The sequence below is a fragment of the Candidatus Uabimicrobium amorphum genome (assembly GCF_009002475.1).
GTDB lineage: Bacteria > Planctomycetota > Uabimicrobiia > Uabimicrobiales > Uabimicrobiaceae > Uabimicrobium > Uabimicrobium amorphum.
The window spans coordinates 3,075,969-3,100,446 of sequence record NZ_AP019860.1 but is presented as its reverse complement, the minus strand read 5'-3'; the positions used below and the strand labels follow the sequence as shown (position 1 = coordinate 3,100,446).

At 39.9% G+C, this 24,478-nt stretch carries 16 protein-coding genes; 11 read left to right on the top strand and 5 right to left on the bottom strand.

Annotated elements, in window-relative coordinates:
• The first annotated feature begins 208 nt into the window (after nt 1–208).
• From UABAM_RS11020 to UABAM_RS11010, 3 genes are all read left to right on the top strand, one after another.
• Nucleotides 209–1,339, top strand: coding sequence for an RNA polymerase sigma factor (locus tag UABAM_RS11020; protein WP_151968057.1), 1,131 nt, complete (start codon nt 209–211; stop codon nt 1,337–1,339).
• A 171-nt stretch (nt 1,340–1,510) separates the two neighbouring features.
• The gene (locus UABAM_RS11015) at nt 1,511–3,475 is read left to right on the top strand and encodes an SUMF1/EgtB/PvdO family nonheme iron enzyme (protein ID WP_151968056.1); all 1,965 of its coding nucleotides are present in this window, start codon (nt 1,511–1,513) and stop codon (nt 3,473–3,475) included.
• Nucleotides 3,472–4,692 (top strand): serine/threonine protein kinase, encoded by a 1,221-nt coding sequence (locus tag UABAM_RS11010; RefSeq protein ID WP_151968055.1) that lies wholly within the window; start codon nt 3,472–3,474, stop codon nt 4,690–4,692. The genes UABAM_RS11015 and UABAM_RS11010 overlap by 4 nt, the downstream gene beginning before the upstream one ends.
• A gap of 64 nt (nt 4,693–4,756) precedes the next feature.
• On the opposite strand, the gene UABAM_RS11005 is transcribed toward UABAM_RS11010, so the two are convergent.
• Complete coding sequence (locus UABAM_RS11005) at nt 4,757–5,569, bottom strand: YceK/YidQ family lipoprotein (RefSeq protein WP_151968054.1); 813 nt, start codon at nt 5,567–5,569, stop codon at nt 4,757–4,759.
• A 279-nt stretch (nt 5,570–5,848) separates the two neighbouring features.
• On the opposite strand from UABAM_RS11005, the gene UABAM_RS11000 reads away from it, so the two are divergent.
• The 5 genes from UABAM_RS11000 (at nt 5,849) to UABAM_RS10980 (ending at nt 12,422) form a co-directional block, all read left to right on the top strand.
• Nucleotides 5,849–7,807: a Kelch repeat-containing protein gene (locus UABAM_RS11000; protein WP_151968053.1), complete on the top strand. Its 1,959-nt coding sequence runs from the start codon at nt 5,849–5,851 to the stop codon at nt 7,805–7,807.
• A gap of 55 nt (nt 7,808–7,862) precedes the next feature.
• Entirely contained in the window at nt 7,863–8,891 is a 1,029-nt protein-coding gene (locus UABAM_RS10995; protein WP_151968052.1) for a Fe(3+) ABC transporter substrate-binding protein, read from the top strand.
• A complete protein-coding gene (locus UABAM_RS10990; RefSeq protein WP_151968051.1) occupies nt 8,872–10,527 on the top strand; it encodes an ABC transporter permease in 1,656 nt (551 codons plus the stop codon). The genes UABAM_RS10995 and UABAM_RS10990 overlap by 20 nt, the downstream gene beginning before the upstream one ends.
• The gene (locus UABAM_RS10985) at nt 10,524–11,549 is read left to right on the top strand and encodes an ABC transporter ATP-binding protein (protein WP_151968050.1); all 1,026 of its coding nucleotides are present in this window, start codon (nt 10,524–10,526) and stop codon (nt 11,547–11,549) included. The genes UABAM_RS10990 and UABAM_RS10985 overlap by 4 nt, the downstream gene beginning before the upstream one ends.
• A 219-nt stretch (nt 11,550–11,768) precedes the next feature.
• Complete coding sequence (locus UABAM_RS10980) at nt 11,769–12,422, top strand: hypothetical protein (protein ID WP_151968049.1); 654 nt, start codon at nt 11,769–11,771, stop codon at nt 12,420–12,422.
• Nucleotides 12,423–12,499: 77 nt separating this feature from the next.
• Here the strand turns inward: UABAM_RS10980 and UABAM_RS10975 are convergent, their stop codons facing one another.
• Together UABAM_RS10975 and UABAM_RS10970 are read right to left on the bottom strand one after the other, a co-directional pair.
• A complete protein-coding gene (locus UABAM_RS10975; RefSeq protein ID WP_151968048.1) occupies nt 12,500–16,225 on the bottom strand; it encodes a hypothetical protein in 3,726 nt (1,241 codons plus the stop codon).
• A 3-nt stretch (nt 16,226–16,228) separates the two neighbouring features.
• Nucleotides 16,229–17,530: a DUF5690 family protein gene (locus tag UABAM_RS10970; RefSeq protein ID WP_151968047.1), complete on the bottom strand. Its 1,302-nt coding sequence runs from the start codon at nt 17,528–17,530 to the stop codon at nt 16,229–16,231.
• A 109-nt stretch (nt 17,531–17,639) separates the two neighbouring features.
• Here UABAM_RS10970 and UABAM_RS10965 point away from each other — a divergent pair, with 109 nt between their 5' ends.
• A complete protein-coding gene (locus UABAM_RS10965; protein WP_173013245.1) occupies nt 17,640–18,602 on the top strand; it encodes a CDP-alcohol phosphatidyltransferase family protein in 963 nt (320 codons plus the stop codon).
• A gap of 66 nt (nt 18,603–18,668) precedes the next feature.
• On the opposite strand, the gene UABAM_RS10960 is transcribed toward UABAM_RS10965, so the two are convergent.
• Together UABAM_RS10960 and UABAM_RS10955 are read right to left on the bottom strand one after the other, a co-directional pair.
• Nucleotides 18,669–21,593 carry a calcium-translocating P-type ATPase, PMCA-type gene (locus UABAM_RS10960; protein ID WP_315854379.1) on the bottom strand — a complete coding sequence of 975 codons (2,925 nt, stop codon included), beginning with the start codon at nt 21,591–21,593 and terminating at the stop codon, nt 18,669–18,671.
• Nucleotides 21,594–21,661: 68 nt separating this feature from the next.
• On the bottom strand, nt 21,662–22,573 hold the full coding sequence (locus tag UABAM_RS10955; protein ID WP_151968045.1) for a serine/threonine protein kinase: 912 nt from the start codon (nt 22,571–22,573) through the stop codon (nt 21,662–21,664).
• Between the two features lie 306 nt (nt 22,574–22,879).
• On the opposite strand from UABAM_RS10955, the gene UABAM_RS10950 reads away from it, so the two are divergent.
• Both UABAM_RS10950 and UABAM_RS10945 read left to right on the top strand, forming a co-directional pair.
• A complete protein-coding gene (locus UABAM_RS10950; protein WP_151968044.1) occupies nt 22,880–23,236 on the top strand; it encodes a hypothetical protein in 357 nt (118 codons plus the stop codon).
• A gap of 15 nt (nt 23,237–23,251) precedes the next feature.
• Nucleotides 23,252–24,151: a hypothetical protein gene (locus UABAM_RS10945; RefSeq protein WP_151968043.1), complete on the top strand. Its 900-nt coding sequence runs from the start codon at nt 23,252–23,254 to the stop codon at nt 24,149–24,151.
• Nucleotides 24,152–24,478 lie beyond the last annotated feature (327 nt).

Sequence of the window (24,478 nt, the reverse complement as noted above, 5' to 3'; positions counted from 1 at the left end):
ACACAATATTTGACATGGTTCTCTACTTGTATAGTTGGAAGGATATATTTTTTTATCTGAAGTTTTGCAAAAAAAATGAAAAAATTTTTGCCGTAATAAAATACTATGGTAGTCATATTATATAAATAATATAGAATGAAAAAATATAATAAAATATCAAGCCAAAGCCAACTTGAAAAAATACCACCATTGCAAAAGTAGGTAAATTATGTGGAAAACTACCCATTGGTCGCAAATACTCGAAGCTCAAAATAAGAATAGCGCAGCACTTGAAACACTATGCCGTGACTACTGGTTACCTGTGTGTAAATCTGTGCAAAGATATGACAAGGAAAATGCCGAAGATCTGACCCAGGAATTTTTTACTACTTTTCTAGAAAATAAATGGATTCAAAGGGTGTCGCAAACAAAAGGCAAGTTTCGTACATTTATATTGGTGGCCCTAGCAAGGTTTCTGAAAGATAAGTTTCACAAGAAACAAAATGCATTTGAAAATAGCATAGTGCACAGCTATGACTTTTTAGAAAAAGAAATGGAAAAAGGATTCAATCGTTACTGGATTGAAAAGCTTTTAGACATAGTTGATAATCGCATGCATGTGCAATACGAAAAACAAGCAACCAATGACTATTTTATTTTTAAGTCTTACTACCAATACAGTCATCGTATTTTATTTCAACCTTCCTCTTTTGTACAGATCGATGTGTTGATTCACGAATTACAGAAAGAAAATGTGAATATGCGCAACTCAAACGTTTTAAGTTTGACAAGACGGCAAAAGTACGAATTCATCTCTCAAGAGTTAAATCGAATAATTGAAAACGATCATTTACCGCATAAAGTATTTGAAGAAGACTATTGCTTTTATGGGATCGATTTTAAAAATCGCGATTGGGGTGTTTTAAAAAAACGCCTGGAGGAACATTTTCAACACTTGTCGCCAAATAGCACAATAGTAGCAAACAAGAAATCAATTTGTGCGTATCTCAACAACTTTATTTTAACGAAAAACTCTATATGTGGTTCACTCACAAATTCTGTTTATGATAAACGTTCTTTTTTGGAAGACACATTCTCTGACTATATTGAAAAGTGCATTTTGCGCCACAATCGTGAATATCTAAGTCAAAAATATAAATCTTTCTGCATGCCTCTTTTCCGAGAAAAGCCCTCCTTCTTAGCATTAGCAGAATACTTTTCTATGACGAAATACCAAGTGGAGCAAACCTTGGAAAAAATGATTGACATGTATCGGCAAATTATGCGCGATGAAGTGTCCAGGTATGTCTGCCCTGAAAATGTATCTGAAGAAATAAAATATTTACAGAATATACTTTGATGACAAATGACGACACTTGGTGTTATGGTTTGCAATAATGATATGTCTACTTCAAAATCGCGATGTTATGTGGTAAGATGTACGAAATGATGAGTTGTGTCGTTTACCACGATACTATACTTAGTTATTCGGTGCGAAGACTTAAAATAATTGAAAAAAAGGTATGTGTAGATGACAAGAAAAATTGCTATTGTGGGAACAATTGCGTTGGTAGCGGTGACTGCAACTTTTCTGGCGAAAGAACGACTGTATTCTCATCGCGAGGACATGGAAGAACAGTGGAAGCAGGTTTCTGATGAAGTACAAAGTCGCAAAGCGCATCTAAAAAACATAAAGGCTCAGATCCGCGGTCTCGATGTCGAAATTACCACCATTCAAGAATCTATTTCTACGGCGAAAAATAATCAGGTAGTGACGAATAATACTACGGTGCAGCCCACGGTACAGGAAAATAAAAAAGTGGTAGAAGAAACAAACGTTGTCAAAGAAAACATTGTCAGCGACACAAAAAAAGAAATTTTGCCCAAAAAACCACTTATAGAGAGACTACGCGTAAAAATAGAGGAAGCAAAAGAAGAGCAGCAAGAAGTACCTATTTTCTTAGAAGGCTATACCTACGAAGGAATACGCGAATACACTTGCGCCCGGGTGACAAATGCAGTTCACGAGTACCGCCATACAAAGACTGGGGTAGTATTTGCGCTCATCGAAGATGGTGAATTTCGAATGGGGAGTCGTCGAAGGGCGGAGAGTCCCATACATACTGTGGAACTTTCGGCATACTTGATGACAAAATACGAAATTACACAAGGAGTATGGACAGAAATAATGGGGGAGAATCCTTCCAAAATAAAAGGGCGTAAGCACCCTGTTGAAAACATCACTTGGAATCAAGCGCACACTTTTTGTAAAGATTTAGGGTGGAGTTTGCCATCAGAAGCACAGTGGGAATATGCTTACTACGCAGGTAGTAAAAGAAGACCTTTCTTTTGGGGAGACAAATACAATGGAAAATACTCGTGGACACGACATAACGCAGGGAAAGGTCATCATGCTGTGGGAACGAGAAAATCAAATGCATTTGGCTTACATGACATGGCCGGCAATGTCATCGAGTGGTGCGCGGATACTTATTCCCTTTACGAAGAAGAATACGAGATAAATCCAGTGGTGCGCCGCAAAAAAGGAGCAAAAGTTATGCGCGGTAGTTCGTGGTTTATATCTCCTCAATCTGGCACAAAAAGGCATAAACGCCCGGCACACATCCCTGATAACTTTGTTGGTTTCCGTTGTGTGAAGAACCTTTCTCCTGAGCAACAACAGCAATGGCAAAATTTTAAGGCTCTAAGCGAAGAAGAGGAGCATCGTGACGAACGTCGCGAAGATCGCTTAGATGAACGTGATGAAGATCACTTAGATGAACATCCTGATGAGCATATCGACGAAGAACATCGTGATGACAATGTGATAAAACGTGGCTTAGATATCCTTGATGATGTTTTTGAATTGGTGGAAGGAAACGTTCTCGACCTTGCCAATCGGAATATTAATAATGCGCAGTTGAAAATGATTTTTACGCGTTCGAAGGGGATTTTAGGAGTGAAGGTCCTCAATCTAGAAAACACCAAGATAACGAGTAAAAGTTTGGTACATATTTGTCGATTGAGAAACTTGACATCTTTGAATCTGGCAGGAACGAAAATAACGGACGGTTATTTGGGAAGACTTAAATTTCTTCCTCATCTCCAAGAACTCGACTTATCAGAAACACATATTAGTGGGAAAGCTCTGGAAAAGCTACCCAAGATGCAAAAATTGCACTATTTGAATGTTTCCGCCAATAATATCGGAGATGAATATCTCGCACATTTGGAAAAATTTCCTAAACTTTATTATTTAGGTATGCGTTATTGTCGTATTACGGACGAAGGTGTTCAACAAATACCACATTTAAAACGTTTGGCAGAGTTAGATTTAAGAGATAATAAAATCGAAGGTCATACCATCGAACAGATATTTGGAATGCCACTGAAGAATTTAAATTTATTAGGCAATGAATTGTTGACGCCAGAAATAATCGAACTTTTAGATCGAGGGTTACCTCACTGTACAATAGAACATGAAAGCTTAAAATGACCACACAACTTCTCAAAGAACGATACGCACTAAAAAAAGTAATCGGTAAGGGTGGTATGGGGAAGGTGTATCTGGCACTTGATGTCGTGAGCAAAAAGCATGTTGCCATCAAGCAGATTATCTTAAATGAAACTGCCGCTGTTACGGAACGTTTCAAGCGCGAGTATTATTTCTTGTCCTCTATTCAGCACACCAATGTGATCAAGGCATTAGACTTTTTCCAACAAAAACAATCGTTCTTTCTGGTACTAGAGTACATCGATGGTCTTTTAGTAAAAGATTTTATTTGTGACCACGGTGCACAAACGACTTTGAAAGCGAAGTTAGCGATTGCTTTTCAAATGGCAACTGCGATAGACGTCATCAATACCGCGGGGATTATCCATCGCGATATCAAGCCGACGAACATCATGATTGACCGCCACAAAAAAGTGATCAAAATACTCGACCTTGGTATTGCACGAGCAATACAAAACGAAATGGATGGCTTGACAAGAACGAATACGCCCATTGGTACGCCTGGTTACATGAGTCCTGAGCAAGTGGCTGGGGAAGTTTCGGCGAATAGTGATGTGTTTTCTTTGGGAATTGTTTTATATCAACTGTTTTTGAATATAGCAGACTCTCCGTTTGCGACAGGCAATAATATTGTATCCACCATGGCGGCAATTACTGGCAAAGATTTACCTCCTCTAATAGAGCAAATTTCGCTGGAGATTAGTTGGGAAAGAGAAATTTATACTGAGATATCACATCTTCTGCAAAAGTCATTGCAAAAAGAGCCGGAGCAACGTTTGCCAAACGCACGTATTATGGCCAAAACATTTTACAAGCTGTATAAAGAGTGTAAATCGGAGGATAGTTGGTCACTAACACAACAGTTAGATCCACAAAGTATTGCACATTTGCAGCAGCTGGGAAAAAAATACGGAAAAGATGTTTCCTCTCCCGAACAGGCTCAGCAAACATCAGAATTACCGTTGGGAATTAGCGAAAATCAGTATATCGTTCTCATTGTTATAGTTGTAATGTTGGCAATTACAACTATCGTTTTCCAACGCACTTTTATCGCGGCGAGCATTTACGATTGGGAACAAAAAATAAACGACAAAACGGAAGAACTACAAAAAGTGGAACAAGAAATTGAGGAACAACAGGAAAATCTCCAGCGCAAAGTAGACGAAAAAAAGCGGCTAGAACAAAAAATGAAGAAATGAAGAAGTTGGAGTGCATTAAGAGAAAAAGCCCTTAGTTTTCTAAGGGCTTTTTTTGTGAGAACACTTATTTTTTATTCAACTGTTCTTGGGCATATTTACGAATGACTTCTTCGCTGTCTTTGGTCAGTTTTTGTAATGTCTCTTTGGATGTTGCGGGATTACGTGCCACAGATATGCGTATATCGACATAATCTTCTTCCGCCAATTTGGCTAAGGCTTTTTGCGGAGCATGGGTGTTTTTAGATATTAGCAATTTCACCTTTTTGTTGCGATCATATGCTAAACGCAACAATACCGGTTTGTTTTTTCTCTCGGCAAGACGTACTTTCACATCCAATCCTTCGCTTTTGGCCATTTCGACAAGTGCTTTTTCTGGTGTGTTGGGATTTTCTGCGACGAGCATTTTCACTAAGTTGGAAGGGTCTTTTGCCAATTGTGATAGTGTCTGCGGTGGGGTGTTTGGATTTGCCGCTACTGACATTCTTTTTTGTTCATCTTTGTCTTGCGATAATGTCATGAGTTGTTGCGGTGACTTTTTTTCTATTTTTTGCTCTTTTACCGCAGCAATTTTGCGCTGCGTTTGTTCCTGCTCGCGTACATTTTGCTGCTCATTGGATTCCCAAAATGGAATGAGTGGTAGTGTCAAAGTATCGACCACTAAACTTCCGGGAGGATCTAAAAACATCAGAGGAAACGCCAAAGCAGCGGCATATCCCCAATTGCGAAGATTTAAATCTTTACACGAGTCACCATAGTGACGAAGAGTGATGGCGTTTACAAATCCACCGTAGAACTGCGGCTCTTTTGATCTTAGGTTGCAATACGAACCACAGCCGGTGCATATGGCCAATATCGCAATTATACATATTTTATTCATTTACTTTTCTCTTTGTCGTTAGATATCAAATGTACTTTACTTTTAGAAATCAATATAAGAAATCACAAAACAATTTTCAAAGTCTAATTTAGGTTAGATTTGAGTGAAGTGTGAAATTTTTGTTTTATATATTCATAGAAATGGTTACATTTTTTTTATTTGACTTACATGTAAAAATAACTTAAATAACTAAGTTGTACAAAAATTATCATTTTTTGCGCACCTTTATTGAGACTGATTCTCGATCGCAGAAAAAGAGACTTAACCAAAGGAGTAAAAATGAGAAAATATCTCATTACTTGTTTGGCGCTTTCTTTTATCGTAAACATGTTTGCTGAGGATAGCCTTGTTTTCATGAAAGAATTTGACAAACAAAAGCAAATTGTTTTGGCCAAAGCCAATGGTAAAAATCAAACGCTAGTCACATCTGGCGAAAATTGGCACCTATACCCCGATCTTTCTTCTGATGGACAAAATATAGCTTACATGCAGTCGACAGGAGAATACGGTTTTGCCATTCTCTCCACGAACTTACAAAGTAAATCCGTGCGTAAGTGGAATAAAAATTCAGGCACACATTTCCATCCTCGTTACAGTCGTAATATGCGTTATCTCGCCTTTAGTCAATCTCAAGACTATAAAAATCAAATCGCCATAGTTGACCTACTCAAAGCACAAAACAAAGGTTTGTGGACAACAAATAGCGATAATGTCATGCAGTACAAGGGAAGCTATGAAGTCGTTAAGGATCGAGCTTCTTGTTACTTTCCACATCTTTCTTCTGACGCTTCGTTTTTGGTATATCATAGGACGAAATCTGATGATGGCAGAGAAGTTGTGTTCTATGACCGTGCAAAAAAATCCAAAACGGTGATTGCTCAGGGAATGGCCCCTTCGGTATCTTTCGATGATCGTTGGATTGCCTACACAGCGAAGCAAGGTGAGCATTGGAACGTGTGGGTGTATGATCGCATAGAAGGTAAGCGCTTTCGCGTTACGGAACATGGACATAACGACTATGCGCCGAGTTTTCGTGCTGACAATAGCTTGTTTTTCGCTTCGGATCGTTCCGGTTCTTTGCAGATATATACAGTTGCTAACTGGCAGGCAAAAAATCCAAAAGCAGAGCTGTTTGTAAGTGCAGACAATGCCACTTTTTATGCTCCGCGTTTTAGTGGAAACGCAGTTTACAAACACGAAACTTTTGAACCTTTTCCAGCACCATCACGTTCTTCTTTTGGCTCGACTGTACACAACGGCTATATCTATGTGGCAGGAGGTCATCAAGGGAAAGAACATACCTATCCTCCTGAATCGTTCTCTAATCAAGTGCATCGCTACAATATTGAAAAGAAAACTTGGGAAGAAGTGGCACGGCGTAATCATAAATGTCATGGATTTACTTTGTCTTCCCATGGAAAATACGTATACGCTTTTGGTGGTTTTACCTATTCACCAGACTATACCCCTAAATGGACTTCTTTAGATGTTATCGAAAGATATGACACCGAAAAGAATGTATGGGAAATTGTTGGTCGAATGCCGCGTAAACGTTCTTCTAACGTTGCGGTGAAGGTTCAAAATAAAGTTTACCTCATTGGTGGTTGGGACAGCACACCTAAATTTGAGCATGACTACGATGGAAAATTTCATCGCGAAATAGATATTTTCGATCTCGAATCGGAAACATGCTATGAAGCAGATGTTCTTGCACCTTTACCATTGCGACGTGCTTTTACGGCGGTCGCTCATGACAATAAGATATATCTCATTGGTGGGCTCAGTATTGGAACTCTAGAATTTAATTTTTTAGATAAGGTTACGGAGTTTGATATTGAAAGTGGTTTGTTTAAAGATATGCCACCGCTACCTTTTGCTACGTTTGCTCCTGCAGCAGAGGTAATCGGGGATGATTTATTTGTTTTCGGCGGCATGTTCGAGGTTGGATATTTTTTCGAATACGAATATGCATGCAGTATATACAAATATAACTTCAATTCGCGTAGCTGGAAAAACACCGGACGTTTTTTAACAGAATCTAAGGGGTTTTCTCAGGTAGTTAAACACGATGAAAAGCTATTTATCCTTGGTGGACATTCATATCATTACAATGATAACGGTTTGTTTTTACCCGATGGGATACCAAATACTTTTCGCAAGAAAAGTAAAGAAGCACAAGCAACAAATGACCGAAATAACCCTGTGAGAACTACAGAAATATTCTCTATACAGAAGTAATTTTACCTTTGTTATCTCTACGATTCGTAGAGATAACTACCTAACAGGAGACACCATGAGAATTTTAGCTATTGTTACTTTGATTTTTCTACTGGCGGCCTGCGACCAGAATTCGCAAACACAACAAGATAAAGAAACGGTTACCATTTACACTCATCGCCATTATCCTAGTGATAAAGAACTTTACAAACAATTTACAAAAGAAACAGGTATTGAGGTCATTGTACGTAAGGGCAAGGCCAATGAACTTATCAAAAAAATTGAGATCGAAGGCGAAAAGACCGAAGCCGATATTCTAATTACGGTTGACGTTGGCCGACTACATTTTGCACAACAAAAAGGCGTTTTGCAGGCAGTTTCTTCGGAAACCTTAACTAAGAACGTTCCGGAACATTTACGCCACAAAGATGGTTATTGGTACGCGTTGACAAAGCGTGCGCGTGTTATCGTACATCACAAGGATCGTGTCAAACCTGAAGAACTTTCGACGTATGAAGATTTGGCTTCCGAAAAGTGGAAAGGCAAAATTGCGATTCGTTCTAGTAGTAACGTTTACAATCAGTCCTTACTTGCGTCTGTTATTGTTGCCAATGGTAAAGAAAAAGCGCAATCGTGGGCGAAAAGTGTGGTAAACAATATGGCTAGGAAACCAACGGGGAATGACCGTGACCAAGTCAAAGCGGTGGCCGCAGGAAAGGCCGATCTTGCCGTCGTGAATACCTATTATTTGGGGAAATTACTCAATTCGGACAATGCAGACGAAGTGAGTGCAGGCAAAGCAGTCAAGATATTTTTCCCTAACCAAAACGATCGTGGAACACACGTAAATATTAGTGGTGCGGGCGTTACAAAGCACACAAAAAATAAAGAAAATGCCATGAAACTGATCGAATTTCTCACGGGGAAAGAAGCACAAAAAACTTTTGCTCAAGTCAACTATGAGTATCCGATTCATCCTGAAGTCAAACCTTCTGAGCTTGTTGCCTCTTGGGGGGAATTCAAGGAGGATAAAGTGAATCTGGCAGAACTAGGTGCCAATAACAAAGAGGCGGTGAAAGTTTTCGATGTTGTGGGATGGAAGTGATTTGTTCCACAAAATAAGAAATATACTTTTTCATAGTTGGTACAGCAAGAGATACTTTAACTCTTGGACAATTTCAAGCTTAGCTGTATCTTTACTCATTGCAGCACCGATTTTTTTTATCATTAGCCATGTTTTTTTAGAGCCAAGTGATGCTTGGCTCCACATAAAGAAAACATGGTTAAATGAATATATTCGCAATACGTTATTGTTGGTTGTGGGTACAGCTTTTTTTACGTTTGTGTTGGGAGTTGTTCCAGCATGGCTAGTGAGCGTATACCGTTTTCCCGGACACAAATTTTTTGAGTGGGCGTTCGTTTTACCTTTAGCGGTTCCTGTCTACATTATGTCATATACCTACGCTGATATGTTTAGTAGTACAGGACTTATGCGAAAAATTTTTGGTCGCGAAAGTTTTTTATTGTTTGAATTCAAATCGCTGAGTGGTGCTATTATCTGTTTCTCTTTCTCTCTGTATCCCTATGTGTACTTGATGGCAAAAAATGCTTTCAAGCAGCAGTCCGCTCTGGTACTCAGTGCATGTCGCTTGTTCTGCCATTCTCACTTTTCTATTTTCATCAAAACAGCTATACCGCTGGCTTTTCCGGCAATTAGTGCTGGTTTGCTGCTCGTTGTGATGGAAGTGATGAGTGACTATGGCACTGTTAGCTATTGTACATGTCCTACATTTACTGTTGGTATATTTAAGGCATGGTACTCTTTAGAAGACAGTCAGGCAGCGATGCGCCTATCTGCGATATTACTTTGTCCCGCGTTTTCATTGTGGATTTTACGTTGGTTTGTTGTACGCAACAGGCTCCACGATCATGACGTAAATGTTGGGGAAAATCGTCGATTCGGAAGACCGTCGTTTTTGGCAAATACGATCATCGTGTCTTTGTGTTCGTTGATGTTGTTTTTTACCTTTGTTTTACCAGTATCGCAGTTGATATACTGGGCGTACCAAACAGCGGGTGAAGTGGTGAATTCCGCTTTTTTGTCTTTGGTGAAGACAAGCGTATGCTTGGCGTTGGGTACGGCTTTTATTACGTTAACGATTGCGGTGCTTATCACATATACCGTCAAAATTCGCCACACTTACCTAGCGCAAGGAGTCGCGTTTGTCAGCAAAAGCGGTTATACTCTTCCCGCAGCCGTGGTGGCGATTAGCGCAATGACTATGTGTAAGTGGTTTGATGATAGTATCGGAGAATGGAGTGGCTGGTTTTTGAGTAATAGTACAGCGGCTTTAGTATTCGCTTATGCGGTACGCTTTTTGGCCGTGGCATTTGAACCTGTTAACTCTGGCTTCGTAAATGTGGGACACAGTGTAACCCAGACATGCTTTTCTTTAGGAAGCAAACCACTGCGTACATTAGTTGTTCATTTGCAAATGATGAAAGCATATTTGTTTAGTGCACTGGTTCTTATTTTTGTCGATATTTTAAAGGAATTCAATTTAACTTTCTTAGTGGGACCAACTTACGAAACACTCGCAACAGATGCTTACAGCAGAGCCATTTCCGAAGAGGCCATTCCGCATTCATCGTGTTCTGCGCTAACGATTATTTTTATCAGTAGTGTGTTTTTGTTGTGTGGTAAAATGGGCCTCAATAGATTGAATAATAAACAGTCATGATCGCTTTACATATTGAAAATATTTATAAAAAATACCAGGGGAAACCGGTGGTCGTTGATTTCTCACTCCAAGTTGCTCCAGGAGAAGTCGTGGCGCTGATAGGCGAAAGTGGTTCAGGCAAATCGACGATTTTAAAAATGATTGCTGGGTTTGAAAAACCAAGTGCAGGACAAATTCATTTATATGGTAAAACCGTATACAGTAATGAAATCTTTGTTGAACCAGAACAGCGTCAAGTGGCAATGGTATTTCCCTATCACGCATTGTTTCCTCATTTGAGTGCAGAAAAAAATATCGCGTTTGCATTGCAACACCATAACAGACGACAAAAAAGAAAAATCGTAGAAGATATGTTAAACCTAGTTGGGTTGCTTGAATTTCGCAAACACAAACCACATCAGCTTTCCAGCGGACAATTGCAACGAATTTCGTTGGCACGCTCATTGGCAATAAAGCCCAAGCTCTTACTTTTAGACGAGCCGCTAAGTAAACTAGATGTCATGTTGAAAAAATATATGCGCGAACAAATAAAGCGCATTATCCAACAAACACAGACCACAGCGATTTTGGTTACTCACGACAAAGAGGACGCTTTTGTCATCGCTGACAAGGTTGTGGTCATCAAGGATGGAGTCACACAACAGATTGACACGCCACAAAAAATTTACACTACGCCACATAACGAATACGTGGCGCACTTTTTTGGTGAGGTCAACTTTGTAGAAGGCAAAAAAAGTTGTAATGGCTACAATACACCTCTTGGAATGATCGAAACACTACCTACGACAGAGAATTGTACGGTACTGATCCGTCCCGAAAATGTAGAAATTACGACAGAGAATAGCGATACCATTCCTGTTACCATAGTCAAGACAGTTTTTTATGGAGCGCAACAGGAACTTACGCTTGAGTTAGAAAATGGCAAAAAAATAACTGTTTTTATCCCTCAGCAACAAAAAATAGAAGTAGGGGAGCAACTCTTTTGCAAATTGAACGCTTGGGATAAGATTTTTGAGCGTTAGGCCGAGGTGTAAAAAAACTTTGATACGTTCCTTTCTTTAATAATATGAAGTTTGCCACAAGCCTCCGGTTTTTATACCAGTAAATTTAAAGCTCAGAATATGTATGTTTCTTTCGATTCATATTTTTCAAAGGTTCACGGCTTTGTAGGCAAGACACAAATTTTTGTTTTATAGTTAACTGTACGAAAAACAAAAAATATATTGTATAGAAAGGTTTGTATGAAAAATTCAATTATAGAAGAAATGAAAGAGTTTGGTTTAGACACCAATGAAGCATTCAATATACTTGTAAAAGCAATTTTTCGTTCAACAATGTTTCGCGGAGCGGAATATGACGGTACAATGTATAACGAATTGCCTAATATTTGGGGAAGCGCTAGTGAAAAAGGCGTCGAAAAGAAATATTGTTGCAATTCAGATCATTCTTTTGCAGAGTACTACGAAAATGCAGAATGTGCGATGGATGTCATCGATCGTGTAGAAGCTGACTTTTCTGATATACAGTTTTGCTGGGACTGGGAAGGTGTCGATTGTGAAATCGACGAGTACGAATTAGAAAACGAAGAAGCGATTCTTGAGTATTTGGAAAGTCTTCCCGACAAAGAAGATCAAGTGGTCATAGACAGTATTGTCACCATGAGAAATGATATGGGAGCGAATAGTGATCACCGCGGTTCAGATCATTGTCTTTTGGTGTTGCCGTTTACCACTAGAACGCAAATGAAGTCTCCGACACTACGCGAGTTTATTTCGCATCTTTATTTGCTAAAATCACACAAATTCGATGGTTGGTACGAGATGTATTGTCGTCTATCAGCAAAAGAGTTGGAGTATACTTGCGAGCTAGATTTGAGTTTTGATCACGGATCGTAATTGTTATATAGAAGTCGGTTTGTCACCTCTTGTGCTGTCAGCGCGGGAGATGACAAACCAATTTTTTGTTGTTATATTTAGTGGGGTATTTGCGCTTGTAGGCTAATCACAGGGCTTGAAACCTCGCGATATTGTTGTTCAAATGCGCGCTTGATGGCATCAAGTGCTCGCAAATACTGGCGCAGAGTTTCCTCTTCTATCCATCCTCCTAAACGCAATTCACCGCGTAAATTACTTACCGCAGACTGTAGTTGAAAAATTTCACTGTCTACATTTATATCGATATTTTTTGTCTGTAGGTATTTCGCCAAATCTTTCTTTTTACCTAGTGAAATTTCGTTGGCAATATTTTTGCCTTTTTGTTTGATAAATTCTAGGCTATAGTCGATTTCCGCGATTTGTTGCGGGTATTCGCGGATGGTGCGCATGCGTTTTTGTATTGTCGAATGCACAAAGCGACTTCCGCGTCCTTTTAGAGAACCGACAATTTGCGAAGAAAGCTTTTCGTATTGGTTGAAAACCTGTGTCACGTTGTCATACCAATCCCCAGGGGAACGCTGTAGGTCTTTGAGTCGACGTTCTTTTTGTTGCTGTGCCAACAATTTCTTTTGCACTTGTTGCTTTTGCTGTGGGTTTTGCATTTTCGCGATGAGACTGCGTGAATTCTTTTGCAAAGTTTCTAATGTCGACAACACCGAAATAATCTCTCCGCCTTTTGTGTAAGGTTTTAAGAGTGTGACTACGGCGCTATATTTCTTTTGTACCATAAACAGTTGCGATTCTTGTAGCAGTTCGTTGATCTCTTCGATTTCTTGTTGTGCAAACTGTAGATACTTTTCTGCTCCGCTAAATCCTACGGTTTCTTTTAGAACATTTGGATAGAGGTTGCGCAGAGTCGCCAAGTCACTTTTCAGTGTTGGAATGATTTGTTGTAACTTGGCACGTCTTACGGTTAATTCATCGATCAAAACTTGTGCTTCGTTGGTTTTTCTATTGCTCTGTTTTTGTAACTTTGCTTGGCCAAGTTTGTTATTCAGATCACTTTGCAAGTTCTTGAGATCTTGGACAAAATTGGCAGGACTTAGACGTTTCCCTTCGTATTTAGCCAATACATTAAGGGCTTTTTCGTACATCTTCTTGTTGGTAAATGTTTGGCTTTCTGTTAATTTTTTGCGATAAAAACTATATATGCGACGTGCCAATTTCAATGTTTGTTGCGATGCACTATTGATGTCCTGATAACCTTTACTTGTTGGAAATTCTTTACGCAACTGCGACGCCTTTTTCTCTAGTGGTAGCAATATGTTTTGCAGTCGACTCGTATAGGTTTCTAACTTCTTTTCAATGTGTAGAACGCGTTTGGCAACCTGGAATTGTCGCTTTTGTTGTTCTACCACAGTGATGAAGCGTTTTATTTCGCTAAAAGATTGTGTCATTTCTCCAATACTGTTTTGCGCTTGCTTTGTCAGAGCATTTTTTTCTTTTAAGTGAGTAAGTGCTTCGTTAATTTTTTTATTTTCAAAGTAATTATCGGCGACTGTCAGTTCTCTATCAATGGTTTTTGCCAAGCGCTCGAAAGAAGTATATTTGTTCATGTAACGCTGTAACTCTTTACGGAATGCATGGCTTGGTGGAAGTACTTTGTTGAAATTGTCGATGTTCTTTTTGAACGTCAGCAACATGTTTTGCAAAGTACTTTGCTGCTTGCGCATGTAAACGATGCGTTTGGAATATTCCTTCGCGCGTTTACTATTTTCTATTTGTAAAGCTTTTGCCGTTTGTTTTATTTCTCTCATAATGTCGGATGCGGCAGTGAGTTTTTCCATGATTTTTTCGTATTTGCTCGCGCTTTTTTCCAGCTTTTCTTTTGCGTCCGCGGTTTTGTTGTTGGCCAAGTCTTCATTGGCCGCGGCAATTAAACTTCGTAAATTTTGCGCATAGTTTTTGGCCTCACCAATACTCGCAGCTATTTGTTTGGGAGGAGCAGCAATTCCTAGGTTTTTTGGAATACTTGTCACCTGTCGTAGCAGACTTTCTACCTGCGGTGTCTTATCTTGTAGATCACTGTATTCTTGCGATTTCTGCGCAATCATTTTTAACACTTCACCTTTACTGCTTTTTTTCTGGCGCAATGTTTCTAGCGCTTCAATCTTTTGGTTTATGTCTTCATATATATATGTAAGACCCTTGATAATATCTGATTGAAATTTTTCGTAAGGCTGTAAAATTTCCTCAGCGCTTTGTGAAGACTTTTCACTTCCGCTTAGTATTTTTTCTGCGGCCTCACGATCGTTTTCTTGGAGGAATAGCTTTTCCGCTTTGCGTATAGTGTCCTCTAACTTTTCCACTTGACTTCTGTATATGTTCATCTTGACCGCGACATTAGGGTCCTTAGGGATAGTGTTTTGGAATTCTTGGTACTTTGTGGCGATGAGCATTTGCTCTTCTTCGATGCTATCGATGAGTTCTTGTGCGCTAAAAACATAATTGCGCAACTTACGGAGTGCCGTATTGATATTTTCTTCTTGTAGCCATTCATTTTTCAAAGCGCGATTGATATAACGCGTTGTTTTTAATTTCGAAACAACGCGGCGAATGATGTCAAGGCGTACTTGATATTTATCGTGTTCGTCTTGATGTGGTTGTAGGCTTTTTAAAACTTTTTCGTACTCTTCTTTGACGAGAAGCTCTGCACTAGCGGTTACCATTTTCTCAAAGGTCTTGACATAATTTTTTGTTTCGAGAATCAGAGGCTTAAGTCGTGGGTGAGGATCTATGTAGCCTAGTGTTGCGGGATACTCTTTGACGATCAGTTTATACAAATCTTGTGCTTGCGATGTAGCTTCACTGATATCTTTTAGTTCTTGTTTTGCATTGGCTGCATCTAAGTTTGCGCGTATTTTGTATGTTTGTTGGCCAAAGTAATAACGTATGGCCGGGCCATAAAAATGCCAAGTCACTCCGCCGAGGATGGCGAGAAAAATGACAGAAATTACGAAACGTTTGAACAACATCGAAGGGGTTACTGGTAGGCGAATTTTGCCTTTGGCCTCTCCTGAAGGAGCAAATGTAATGCCGTACTTGCGAAATACCGCAAGGTCTTCGGGAGAAACGGTTACTCCTAGTTTACCATCTGTACTGCATTTACGTACTTGGTCGCAAAGTGTTTTGTATTTGGTCTTACCACAATCCACATGGAAACCATAACGTGTAAATACGGCGCTGTCGTGTTCGTTAATTTCAATGTCGTCTTTTTTGCTTTCTTGCTCGAAAACCATCAATAATGGTTCGATGGGTTTCGAGTATTTGTCCACTACTTTTTTTACGTCGGGTAGCACCTGTTCCTTACCGGTGATCGTTTTCGCGTAAGCATCGAAGAGAAATTTGCGCGTGGTTTTTTTCTTTTCTACTTTGATATTATGTCGCGACAAAATCTCGGAGTCTTCACGACTGAGGTTGATTTGCTCTTGCATATAACGGTGACTATCGAACCATATAATCAATTCGTTCAGTGATACTTGATAGCAAGAAACGCTATAATTTTTTGATTGATAACGCAGTGGTGAGGTAACATGCTTTTCTTTGTAAAATTTATTTTTGTAAAAATAAATGACCCAGTATTTATTTCCAAAAGGAAATAAAACAGCTTGTTTGTTGTCGCCACTGATGATTAAAATTTTACTTTGTAAACCATATTTATCAATGAGTTCGGGTAAATTTATAGCATTCTTATTTTCGTATACCGCAACCTGGGTAATACCCTTGATAAAATTTCGACATTCACTATAAGTTAAGTTTTTCATCGATTATTCCTTTTTGTGTCGGTCCTTAGCAAAATACATGAAGTACACTAAACTTGCAATAAAACACGCACTACACAATACGGATGTTATGTACGAAAAGTATCGGAAAAACGATAGCATGGACATTTCGTTATATGAAAAGTTTTTATACAGGTTAATGGCGATTGTTCCTATGTAGCCCACAGCATCGGTAACATAAATCATAAAAACGGCAGTTGCTGTTACGCCAAATGCCGCGATCAAACGGTCAAAAAGAACACAGCCATAAGGTACATACGCAAGATATAGCCCCAGGCCAACTAGAATCATCCACACCGCTCCATTGATTACTTGGAAATCATAAAGTAAAGTACTGATTCCGATGAGTAGAGTACCAGCAAGCATGATATAATGAGTCACAAATAGCCCTATTCGATTATTCTTCACCAAATACAAAAGGGCAAGAAAAATCATAACGACAAATGGAATGGGGAGTTCTGCTTGGGTAAAAATAAGCGGTTCTGCTCCGTATCCTAAACCAGACCAAATTTCTGCGGCGAAATCATCGCGTACACCACGATAGGCTGTCAAAAAGAAATACAAAATAGTTAAAAACAACAGGCCAGGAAAAAACATTTTGATGAATTCTCTACGCTCTTTACTATTCATCGGAGCGCGTTTGGTTCTTTGCCTTTCATCTTCTGCACTTGGAGCTGGCATTAGACTGAGGGCCCATAGAGAGAGAATAAAAACAGGAAAAAAGCACAAACCGGTTACAAAAGGCATCCAATATTGTGAAACGCCATTTTCTAGCCATAAGGCTCCTACAGTTTTCACAGCACCGCTTGCGATAATATACGAGCAACTAAGCCCCGCTCCTAAAAGCTCTGAAGTTTGACGACCTTCTAGATAACTAAAGACCAGTCCCCACACCATCCCCAAAGGAATACCATTTAAAAATAATGCCACAACGCGGATGGTAGGATTGTCTACAACCGCAAATAAAAATAAGGCCGCTTCTGCCCAAGTGATCATGAGGACAAGTCCCCAAGCACGGTAGTTTGCCTTCATCTCGGATACAATTTTGACACCGAGGCATTTAGACAACGCGTATCCAATGAGTTGGCTAATGATCAGAGCAATCTTAAAATCGATTCCCCAGATACTTAAATCGGTAAATTTTGCGGCGGTGTATGGTTTGCGGAAACCATACATACAAAAATACGTCATAAACGCGGCAATAATAGCATACGCGCAGAAAACAAATACCGAGGAATTTTCTAAGCGCGTGGTGACGTTTTGATTTATTTTTTTGATTATTTTCATGTTTTTTCTCTTCTATGAATATGTTATGCTGGCTGGCCGTACAATTTTAGAGAGTGCTGTACTAGAATTTAGATTATTTTTATACTTATTTCCTACATTTGGATTTGTTATGGAAGAATACAAATATACTGTAGATGAAAAATCTCTAACGCAGGTTTTTCTTACGCGGTTTGTGTGGAAACCTATTGTACAATGCTTACCAGCGAAGCTCAAACCAAATACGATAACTATTTTTGGTTTTTTTTGCATGATACTCAGTGGGATAAGTGTGTGGTTGACATTTTATGGATATGATATTGGGTTCTTGGCAGCGGTACTATTTCTGTTTGCCTATACCGCATGTGACAATGTCGACGGAATGCACGCACGAGCGACAGGGCAATCTTCACGCTTAGGAGAGTTTCTCGACCATTGGTTGGACTCCTTTAGCTGTATTGTTGTCAACATGGCCATGGCGATCGTTTTAGGATTACATGGTTCTATCCTTATCGTGTATTGCATTTCTATTGGTATTGCTTTTTTCTGTACTATCTGGGAACATCACTATACAGGGGTATTCCACAGCGGACGCCTTGGAACAAATGAAGGTTTACTGACAGTTATGGGTGTGTACTTAGCGGTGTTTGTATTTCAAAGACCGTCTTGGTTGCAATACAACGGTACATTGAATCATTTTGTTACCATTGCAGTTGTTTTTGCAATTACCGTTAGCTTTTACACCGCTTTGGCTTGTATATGGCGTGTGAAGAAGCATCTTGGTGAATGTATACTTCTCGTTGCAGCAATGACGACAATCGCTGCTGCAAATCACTACAATTACATTCCTGATATTTTTGCTGCTACTCTAATTTTAGCATGTAATACGATGTTCTGTGGCAAGTTAATTGTGGAGCATTTATTAGAGAAAACTTCCCCATACCGCCACCCCGTGACGCTTATTTTTGTTGTTGGGGCTATTGTGTTGATGTTAACGGGAATAAACATTGACATTTACATGGTGTACACCGCTTTTTCCATGGTGGCTTTCGCTTTAGTCCTTGATGGTGGGCGGGGCATTTATTATTTGCGATAGTCAAAATAAGGTTCAAAATAGTGAAATGGCAGTTGCGATGTTACAACTACCATTTCACAGAATTTATTAGTATTTGTGCCCAAACATGAGACGCAATATCTCACCAATCCACAGTACCGCAGATGTATAGCCAATAATTTTTAGCCAGTCATTGGCTGCTAGAGGAATCGTGCGGAATAATGTGCCTCCAAATTGAACCATAAGCAGCTGACCAACGACAATAATTGTTGTCACTGCCAAGAAGGCTTTGTTTTTGAACAAGGTGCTAAAAACACTTTTTCCCGTACCAAACGCTTTGGCATTGAGCATATTCCACAGTTGTAAAAAGATGAAGGTGTTGAAAAATATGGTCAGGCGATACTTGTACTCAAATGGTTGATCTTCCCATGGAATTCCCTGGGTTCCCACACCTTTTAAGTAGAATAGCATAAAGCCTAACATCACACATATAAAAATGAATCCCCAACCTAGAATGAGCCAAGTCATTACTTTATTGATGATGAAATCATCGGGATGACGTGGAGATCGCTTCATCAGTTTTGAGTTTGGTGGTTCTGTGGCTAGAGCGAGAGCCGCGAACGTGTCCATGATCAGGTTTACCCACAGCATTTGCATTACTGTTAGTGGAAACTGTGTACCGACAAATGGACCAATAAGTGCTATTCCAAGTGCCGCAACGTTGATGGTGAGTTGGAAAATCAAAAAGCGTTGTATATTTTGAAATAAAGAGCGCCCCCACAAAATTGCTTTGGTGATGCTGGTAAATGAGTCATCTAAAAGGACAATGTCACTGGCTTCTTTGGCAATCGACGTCCCGCATTTACCCATTGCCAAACCTACATCTGCATGATTGAGTGCTGGGGCATCATTGACACCATCACCTGTTACCGCAACAACTTCGTTTTGTTCCTGTAAACTTTTTACCAAACGCAATTTGTTTGCTGGGCGTGCACGATATAGTACTTTGATACCTTTTGAGTTTTCTTTTACCTTGTCATCATCCCAGGCTTCAAATTCTTGGCCGCTCACTAACACATTCTGCTTTTCATTATCTTCATCTTGCCATAGATTTATTTGTTTGGCAATTTCGCGCGCCGTTTTTTCGTTGTCTCCGGTTACGATTTTTATATCGACACCCGCCTGCATACATGAAGATATGGCTTCGGGAACATCACTGCGAATGGGGTCACTAATTGCGGTGAATCCCAACCAGTTCATGCCGTTGACTATTTTATCGATGTTAATATCGTCTGTATAGTTCTGAATTTCTTTGTAAGCAAATCCAATGGTACGCATCCCTTTGTCCTGACAAGCGACAAGCTGTTCGTTGATTTCTTTTTCCATGGAGGTGACAGATTTTAGCTTTTCATTGGTTTGTACCAATGTACATTTCTGTAACACAATTTCTGGGGCACCCTTGACGAATAGTACAGGGTTTTCGACATCTTTTAATTTAGCCACTGTTGCCATGTACTTACGTTCGGTGTTGAATGCCCATTCCTTTAGGCTTTCGTGCGTCTTGCGCAGTGGTAGATAATCAACATTGTTTTTGTGCAACCACAGAAGCAGCGCTCCCTCTGTCGGATTACCAAGAACTTGTGGATGAGTTTGCGAGTGAGAGAAATCAAGGTTTGCTGTACTGTTGAGTGCGATAGAGCGTACGATCCATTCGTCATTTTGTAATTTTTTGTCGGATTTGTAGGGAATTTCAAATTCGGTAACATGCATGTTGTTTTGGGTGAGGGTACCGGTTTTATCAGAACAAATTACCGTAGCGGCACCGATTGTCTCACAGGCATGCATTTTTCGCACTAGGTTGTTGTTGGCGATGAGGCGGCGCATACTGTACGCTAGACATAATGTCACGCTAAGTGCTAGCCCTTCTGGTACAGCAACAACAATAATGGTTACAGCAATCATAAAGTATTGCAGAAATTCCAGTAATATTTTTTCAGTGATCCATTCCTGAGGCACAGTGGAGATGTAGCCATTTTGCGTGAAAAGGTAAATTCCAATTCCCCATATCGCTCCTGCGACGAAAATAGTGGTCATCCATGGAACAAAACCACCCTTTTCTAACCATTTAGGCGGTGAAATGGGTATTTTGAAAATTTCAAAAGCGTCAAAAAGAACAGGTCCCCACATCATGGTGAGGGAAATATAGATGGCAAATATCGATATTCCGGTGAACATCCATTGCGCTTGTGTCAAAACCAGAGTGCCATTGCCCATTCCTTGTACAACAAGTGCAATAAAAATAGCGGTGGCAACCGTGAACGCAACCACTTCGATAAGGCGACTGAGTTTTGCTAGTTGTTTGTTCAGTGGTGTTGTATTTCCCGATAATACCGCTGCGTCGCGAGCCGTTTTTCCTATCTCGGTGTGGTCCCCTACCGAAGCTACTCTTAAAGTAGCATGCCCATCGACAACAACCGTTCCCTTGTATAACATGTAGTCAGGATAAGGTTCTGTCACTTTGCTATTTTCACGGATACACTTATTGATCGGATGTGATTCCCCTGTTAGTTTGGCTTGAGAAACTTGCAGATTGACACTTTTCATCACCTCGCTGTCTGCGGGAACTTCTTGTCCGGTGCCTACGAGTAAGATATCATCAACGACAATCTCATGCATGGGAATGGACATAAATTTGCCGTTGCGGATAACCTCTATCGGAATTTCATTGTTCACTTGGTTGAGTATGTCAAATTCGGCATTGGCTTTGTATTCGTTAAAAAACGCAATACCTGTGGCCAAAATAATAGCAACGACAATGGCAATGCCTTCAGTGTAATCGTTGTGTATAGCGCCAATAGCGATGGAAAGAACTGCTGCTATAATGAGAATACGAATAACTGGGTCTTCGAATTTTTCTAAAAATAATTTCCACCATGGATCTCTCGGTGGTGGGGTGAGTACATTTGCACCGTGTTTTTTTCTGCTTTCGATAACTTCAGCGTCGGTTAGACCCATCAGATGTTTATCAGACAAAACGTTACCTCTCTAGATTGAGGCGCAGAGAATTCTCTACGTCCTGGGTACCTATGCGCATTAGCGCCTTATTTTCTTTTGCGTAGAATCGTTTTTATTTCTTCTTTTACTTTAGTAGCGGTAAGGCGATCTTGTTGCTTTTTTTCTGTCATACCAAATAACAATTTGCGTACCTCCGGTGAAAAAGAGCCTAAAGCGTTTAGGTTTATCGGCTCATAGATATGACGGCGCATAACTTCTTCACCGCTATCTCCTTCAAAGGGAAGTTTACCAGAAATCATGTGAATACAAGTGATTCCCAAAGAATAGACATCACTGCGACTATCCAACGTTTTTTCCCCTTGGGCTTGTTCTGGAGAAATATACTCTACGGTTCCGCAGGTCGACTCTGTTTCTTCGAGATTTTTTGTCTCTACGGCCAGGGCCAAATCACATAACTTTACCTTTTCACCCAAAAGCAGTATGTTGGCAGGTTTTATGTCGCGGTGCACGATGTCTCTCTTTTCCAAATATACCAGGGCACGTGCGACTTGTAAAGCGACGCGTAAGGCATGTTCTTCGGTAAATGAAAAGCCTTTTTCTATAAACGAAATAAGGCTTTCTCCTTCAACGAGTTCGATGGCGAGAAAGTAAAAACCTTTCGATATTCCAAAGTCTAAGCCTTTGAGAATGTTCGGGTGCTTTAGGTTTATTAACATCATTCCTTCGTTAATAAACTGTTGTAAGATGGTTGGGTCGTTGTTATGTCCGGGATAGAGCATTTTGATGGCCACAAGCTCTCCGGTATCGACATTTTGCGCTTTAAACACCGTCCCCATTCCTCCACTTCCCACTTTGTCGATGATACAGTAGCCAGATATGGGTTGTTCACCGTCAACAGCTATGGGATTTAGGGGTGTCTCTTGGAGTCTTTTCTGGGTTTTTTTCGCATGCTTTTTCAAAGTTTCGAGAACTTTGTTGGTCTTTTGATCGAATTCCACTGTTTCCCCGAAAGAATGAGTTAGAAGGGTAATACAAATAAATTTTTTCGTTCAAATAGATTTGGTCGTCGCATAGAGTAATTTATGCTGACCACCGAAAAAGTTTGAACGGATAAATTTTGATATGTAAGCAACTATAAGATGACCTTTTTACTACTATACTGTAATATAAAAATGATTGCAACTCTTTTAGCTATAACGACAAAAACCATAGTAAGTAGTTGTTACAAACATGTTACATTGTAAATGGCGTAGTTGTGGTAGGATGAGAGTATAACAAATATCACAACTATGAAAGGAAAAAACATGCGCAATATAACAATCATGATGATTTTGCTACATTCATTGTTGTTCGCAGAGAGAAATCTGGGCACTCTGGCTTTCCAAAATAATGAAAGTGCTATTCTTGAATTACGCAGTATGGGAAACGATGGTTTGCAGTTATTGTTACAAAAGTACCAAGAGTTGCCGCTTGTGTTACGAACACAAAAACAACAGCAAATTTTTGATATTATTGATCGAGTGGCGGGACAAAAACACGCGGTATTTTCCGGTTTGTATTGGTATACGGACATAGATACGGCAAAAAAAGTTGCCGCGCAACAAAACAAACCGTTGTTGCTTTTAAGACTTTTGGGGCGACTAGACGAAGAGTTTTGTTGAGCGAATGGACGTTTTATGCGTACCGTGTTGTACGCGAATAATCAGCTGTCGTCATATTTACGCCGTAATTTTGTACTGTGTTGGCAGTCAGAACGCCCCGTACCTGTGGTAACTATAGATTTTGGTGATGGTCGTGTTGTTAAGAGAACGATCACGGGTAATGCGGCACACTATGTGATGGATCATCACGGAAATTTACTAGATGTAGTTCCTGGTATATACGGTGCAAATGCTTTTCAAAGAGTGATTTCCGGGAGCTTGCGTTTGTGGTCTCAACTACAGAACGTTAGTGACTTTAAACGCGAAATAATCATAGAAACATACCACAAAGTGCGCTTAAAAAATATTCGCAAGTCATGGAGTAAAGATTTACGCACGCTCGGTATTTTCGCAAACGTTAACTTAAAACCATCGCGCGAATCTTTGGCGGTGCGTGCGGCAATAAGAACCAAAAGTAAACGCGGTATAGAACTTCCCGTTATACGATCGGTTCAAGTACGCAAAAGGTCGGCGCAAGTACACAAAATTACTACCTTGCGGGAAAAAACATCGCAAAATGTATGGCAACAAATAGCGCGTTTGCATTACCGTGACGCAAAATTGGATCGCGGTAGTCGTAGTGTCATTGAGTGGCAAAATCCTATTCAAATTACCGCTTCGAAAGCACTTGTCGAAAGCCCTGTTGCTCGCTTAATCCGCAGTTTCGAAAAATCATTGGCCGAAGATACCATGCGCAATGAATATGAATTTCACGCCAAAATTCATCAATGGTTTTGCGATGGCGAAGCGCAAAAAGGTTTCGGCTATATGAATGAACGCGTATTTCGCGAAATATTTCTAACACCCGCGAATAAACCGCTTATCGACTTAGGTGAAGCATATACAGGTTTACTTGGCGATGGTTTGAACAATTAAACAATCGCAACCGTAATCGTCACCGTGACCGTAATCGTAGCCGTAGTCGTCACCGTAATCGTGATTACGACTATGGTCACGATTTTAAGCATCTACCATGCACAACTCCCACACCCTCAATCCAATGTCAAAATGTCGTATCGGTTGTTTGCCACTATGACATACTGGCAAAAAAATAAAATCTCTGTATATTACACAAAAAAAATTCCCTCCTAAATAGCTCATCTTTCTAGCTTTATATATTTTCTGCATATTTAGGTACACATTTTGCAAGGATAGAGAAAAACGAAATTATGGGTATCTTTACAGCAATATTGTTTTATGCAA

Bases quoted from the DNA above. Each gene is read 5' to 3' on its own strand.
- UABAM_RS11005 (WP_151968054.1), bottom strand. From the start codon at position 5,569: ATGAATAAAATATGTATAATTGCGATATTGGCCATATGCACCGGCTGT.
- UABAM_RS11010 (WP_151968055.1), top strand. From the start codon at position 3,472: ATGACCACACAACTTCTCAAAGAACGATACGCACTAAAAAAAGTAATC.
- UABAM_RS10995 (WP_151968052.1), top strand. From the start codon at position 7,863: ATGAGAATTTTAGCTATTGTTACTTTGATTTTTCTACTGGCGGCCTGC.
- UABAM_RS10980 (WP_151968049.1), top strand. From the start codon at position 11,769: ATGAAAAATTCAATTATAGAAGAAATGAAAGAGTTTGGTTTAGACACC.
- UABAM_RS10970 (WP_151968047.1), bottom strand. From the start codon at position 17,530: ATGAAAATAATCAAAAAAATAAATCAAAACGTCACCACGCGCTTAGAA.
- UABAM_RS10990 (WP_151968051.1), top strand. From the start codon at position 8,872: ATGTTGTGGGATGGAAGTGATTTGTTCCACAAAATAAGAAATATACTT.
- UABAM_RS10950 (WP_151968044.1), top strand. From the start codon at position 22,880: ATGCGCAATATAACAATCATGATGATTTTGCTACATTCATTGTTGTTC.
- UABAM_RS10985 (WP_151968050.1), top strand. From the start codon at position 10,524: ATGATCGCTTTACATATTGAAAATATTTATAAAAAATACCAGGGGAAA.
- UABAM_RS10975 (WP_151968048.1), bottom strand. From the start codon at position 16,225: ATGAAAAACTTAACTTATAGTGAATGTCGAAATTTTATCAAGGGTATT.
- UABAM_RS11015 (WP_151968056.1), top strand. From the start codon at position 1,511: ATGACAAGAAAAATTGCTATTGTGGGAACAATTGCGTTGGTAGCGGTG.
- UABAM_RS11000 (WP_151968053.1), top strand. From the start codon at position 5,849: ATGAGAAAATATCTCATTACTTGTTTGGCGCTTTCTTTTATCGTAAAC.
- UABAM_RS11020 (WP_151968057.1), top strand. From the start codon at position 209: ATGTGGAAAACTACCCATTGGTCGCAAATACTCGAAGCTCAAAATAAG.
- UABAM_RS10965 (WP_173013245.1), top strand. From the start codon at position 17,640: ATGGAAGAATACAAATATACTGTAGATGAAAAATCTCTAACGCAGGTT.
- UABAM_RS10945 (WP_151968043.1), top strand. From the start codon at position 23,252: ATGCGTACCGTGTTGTACGCGAATAATCAGCTGTCGTCATATTTACGC.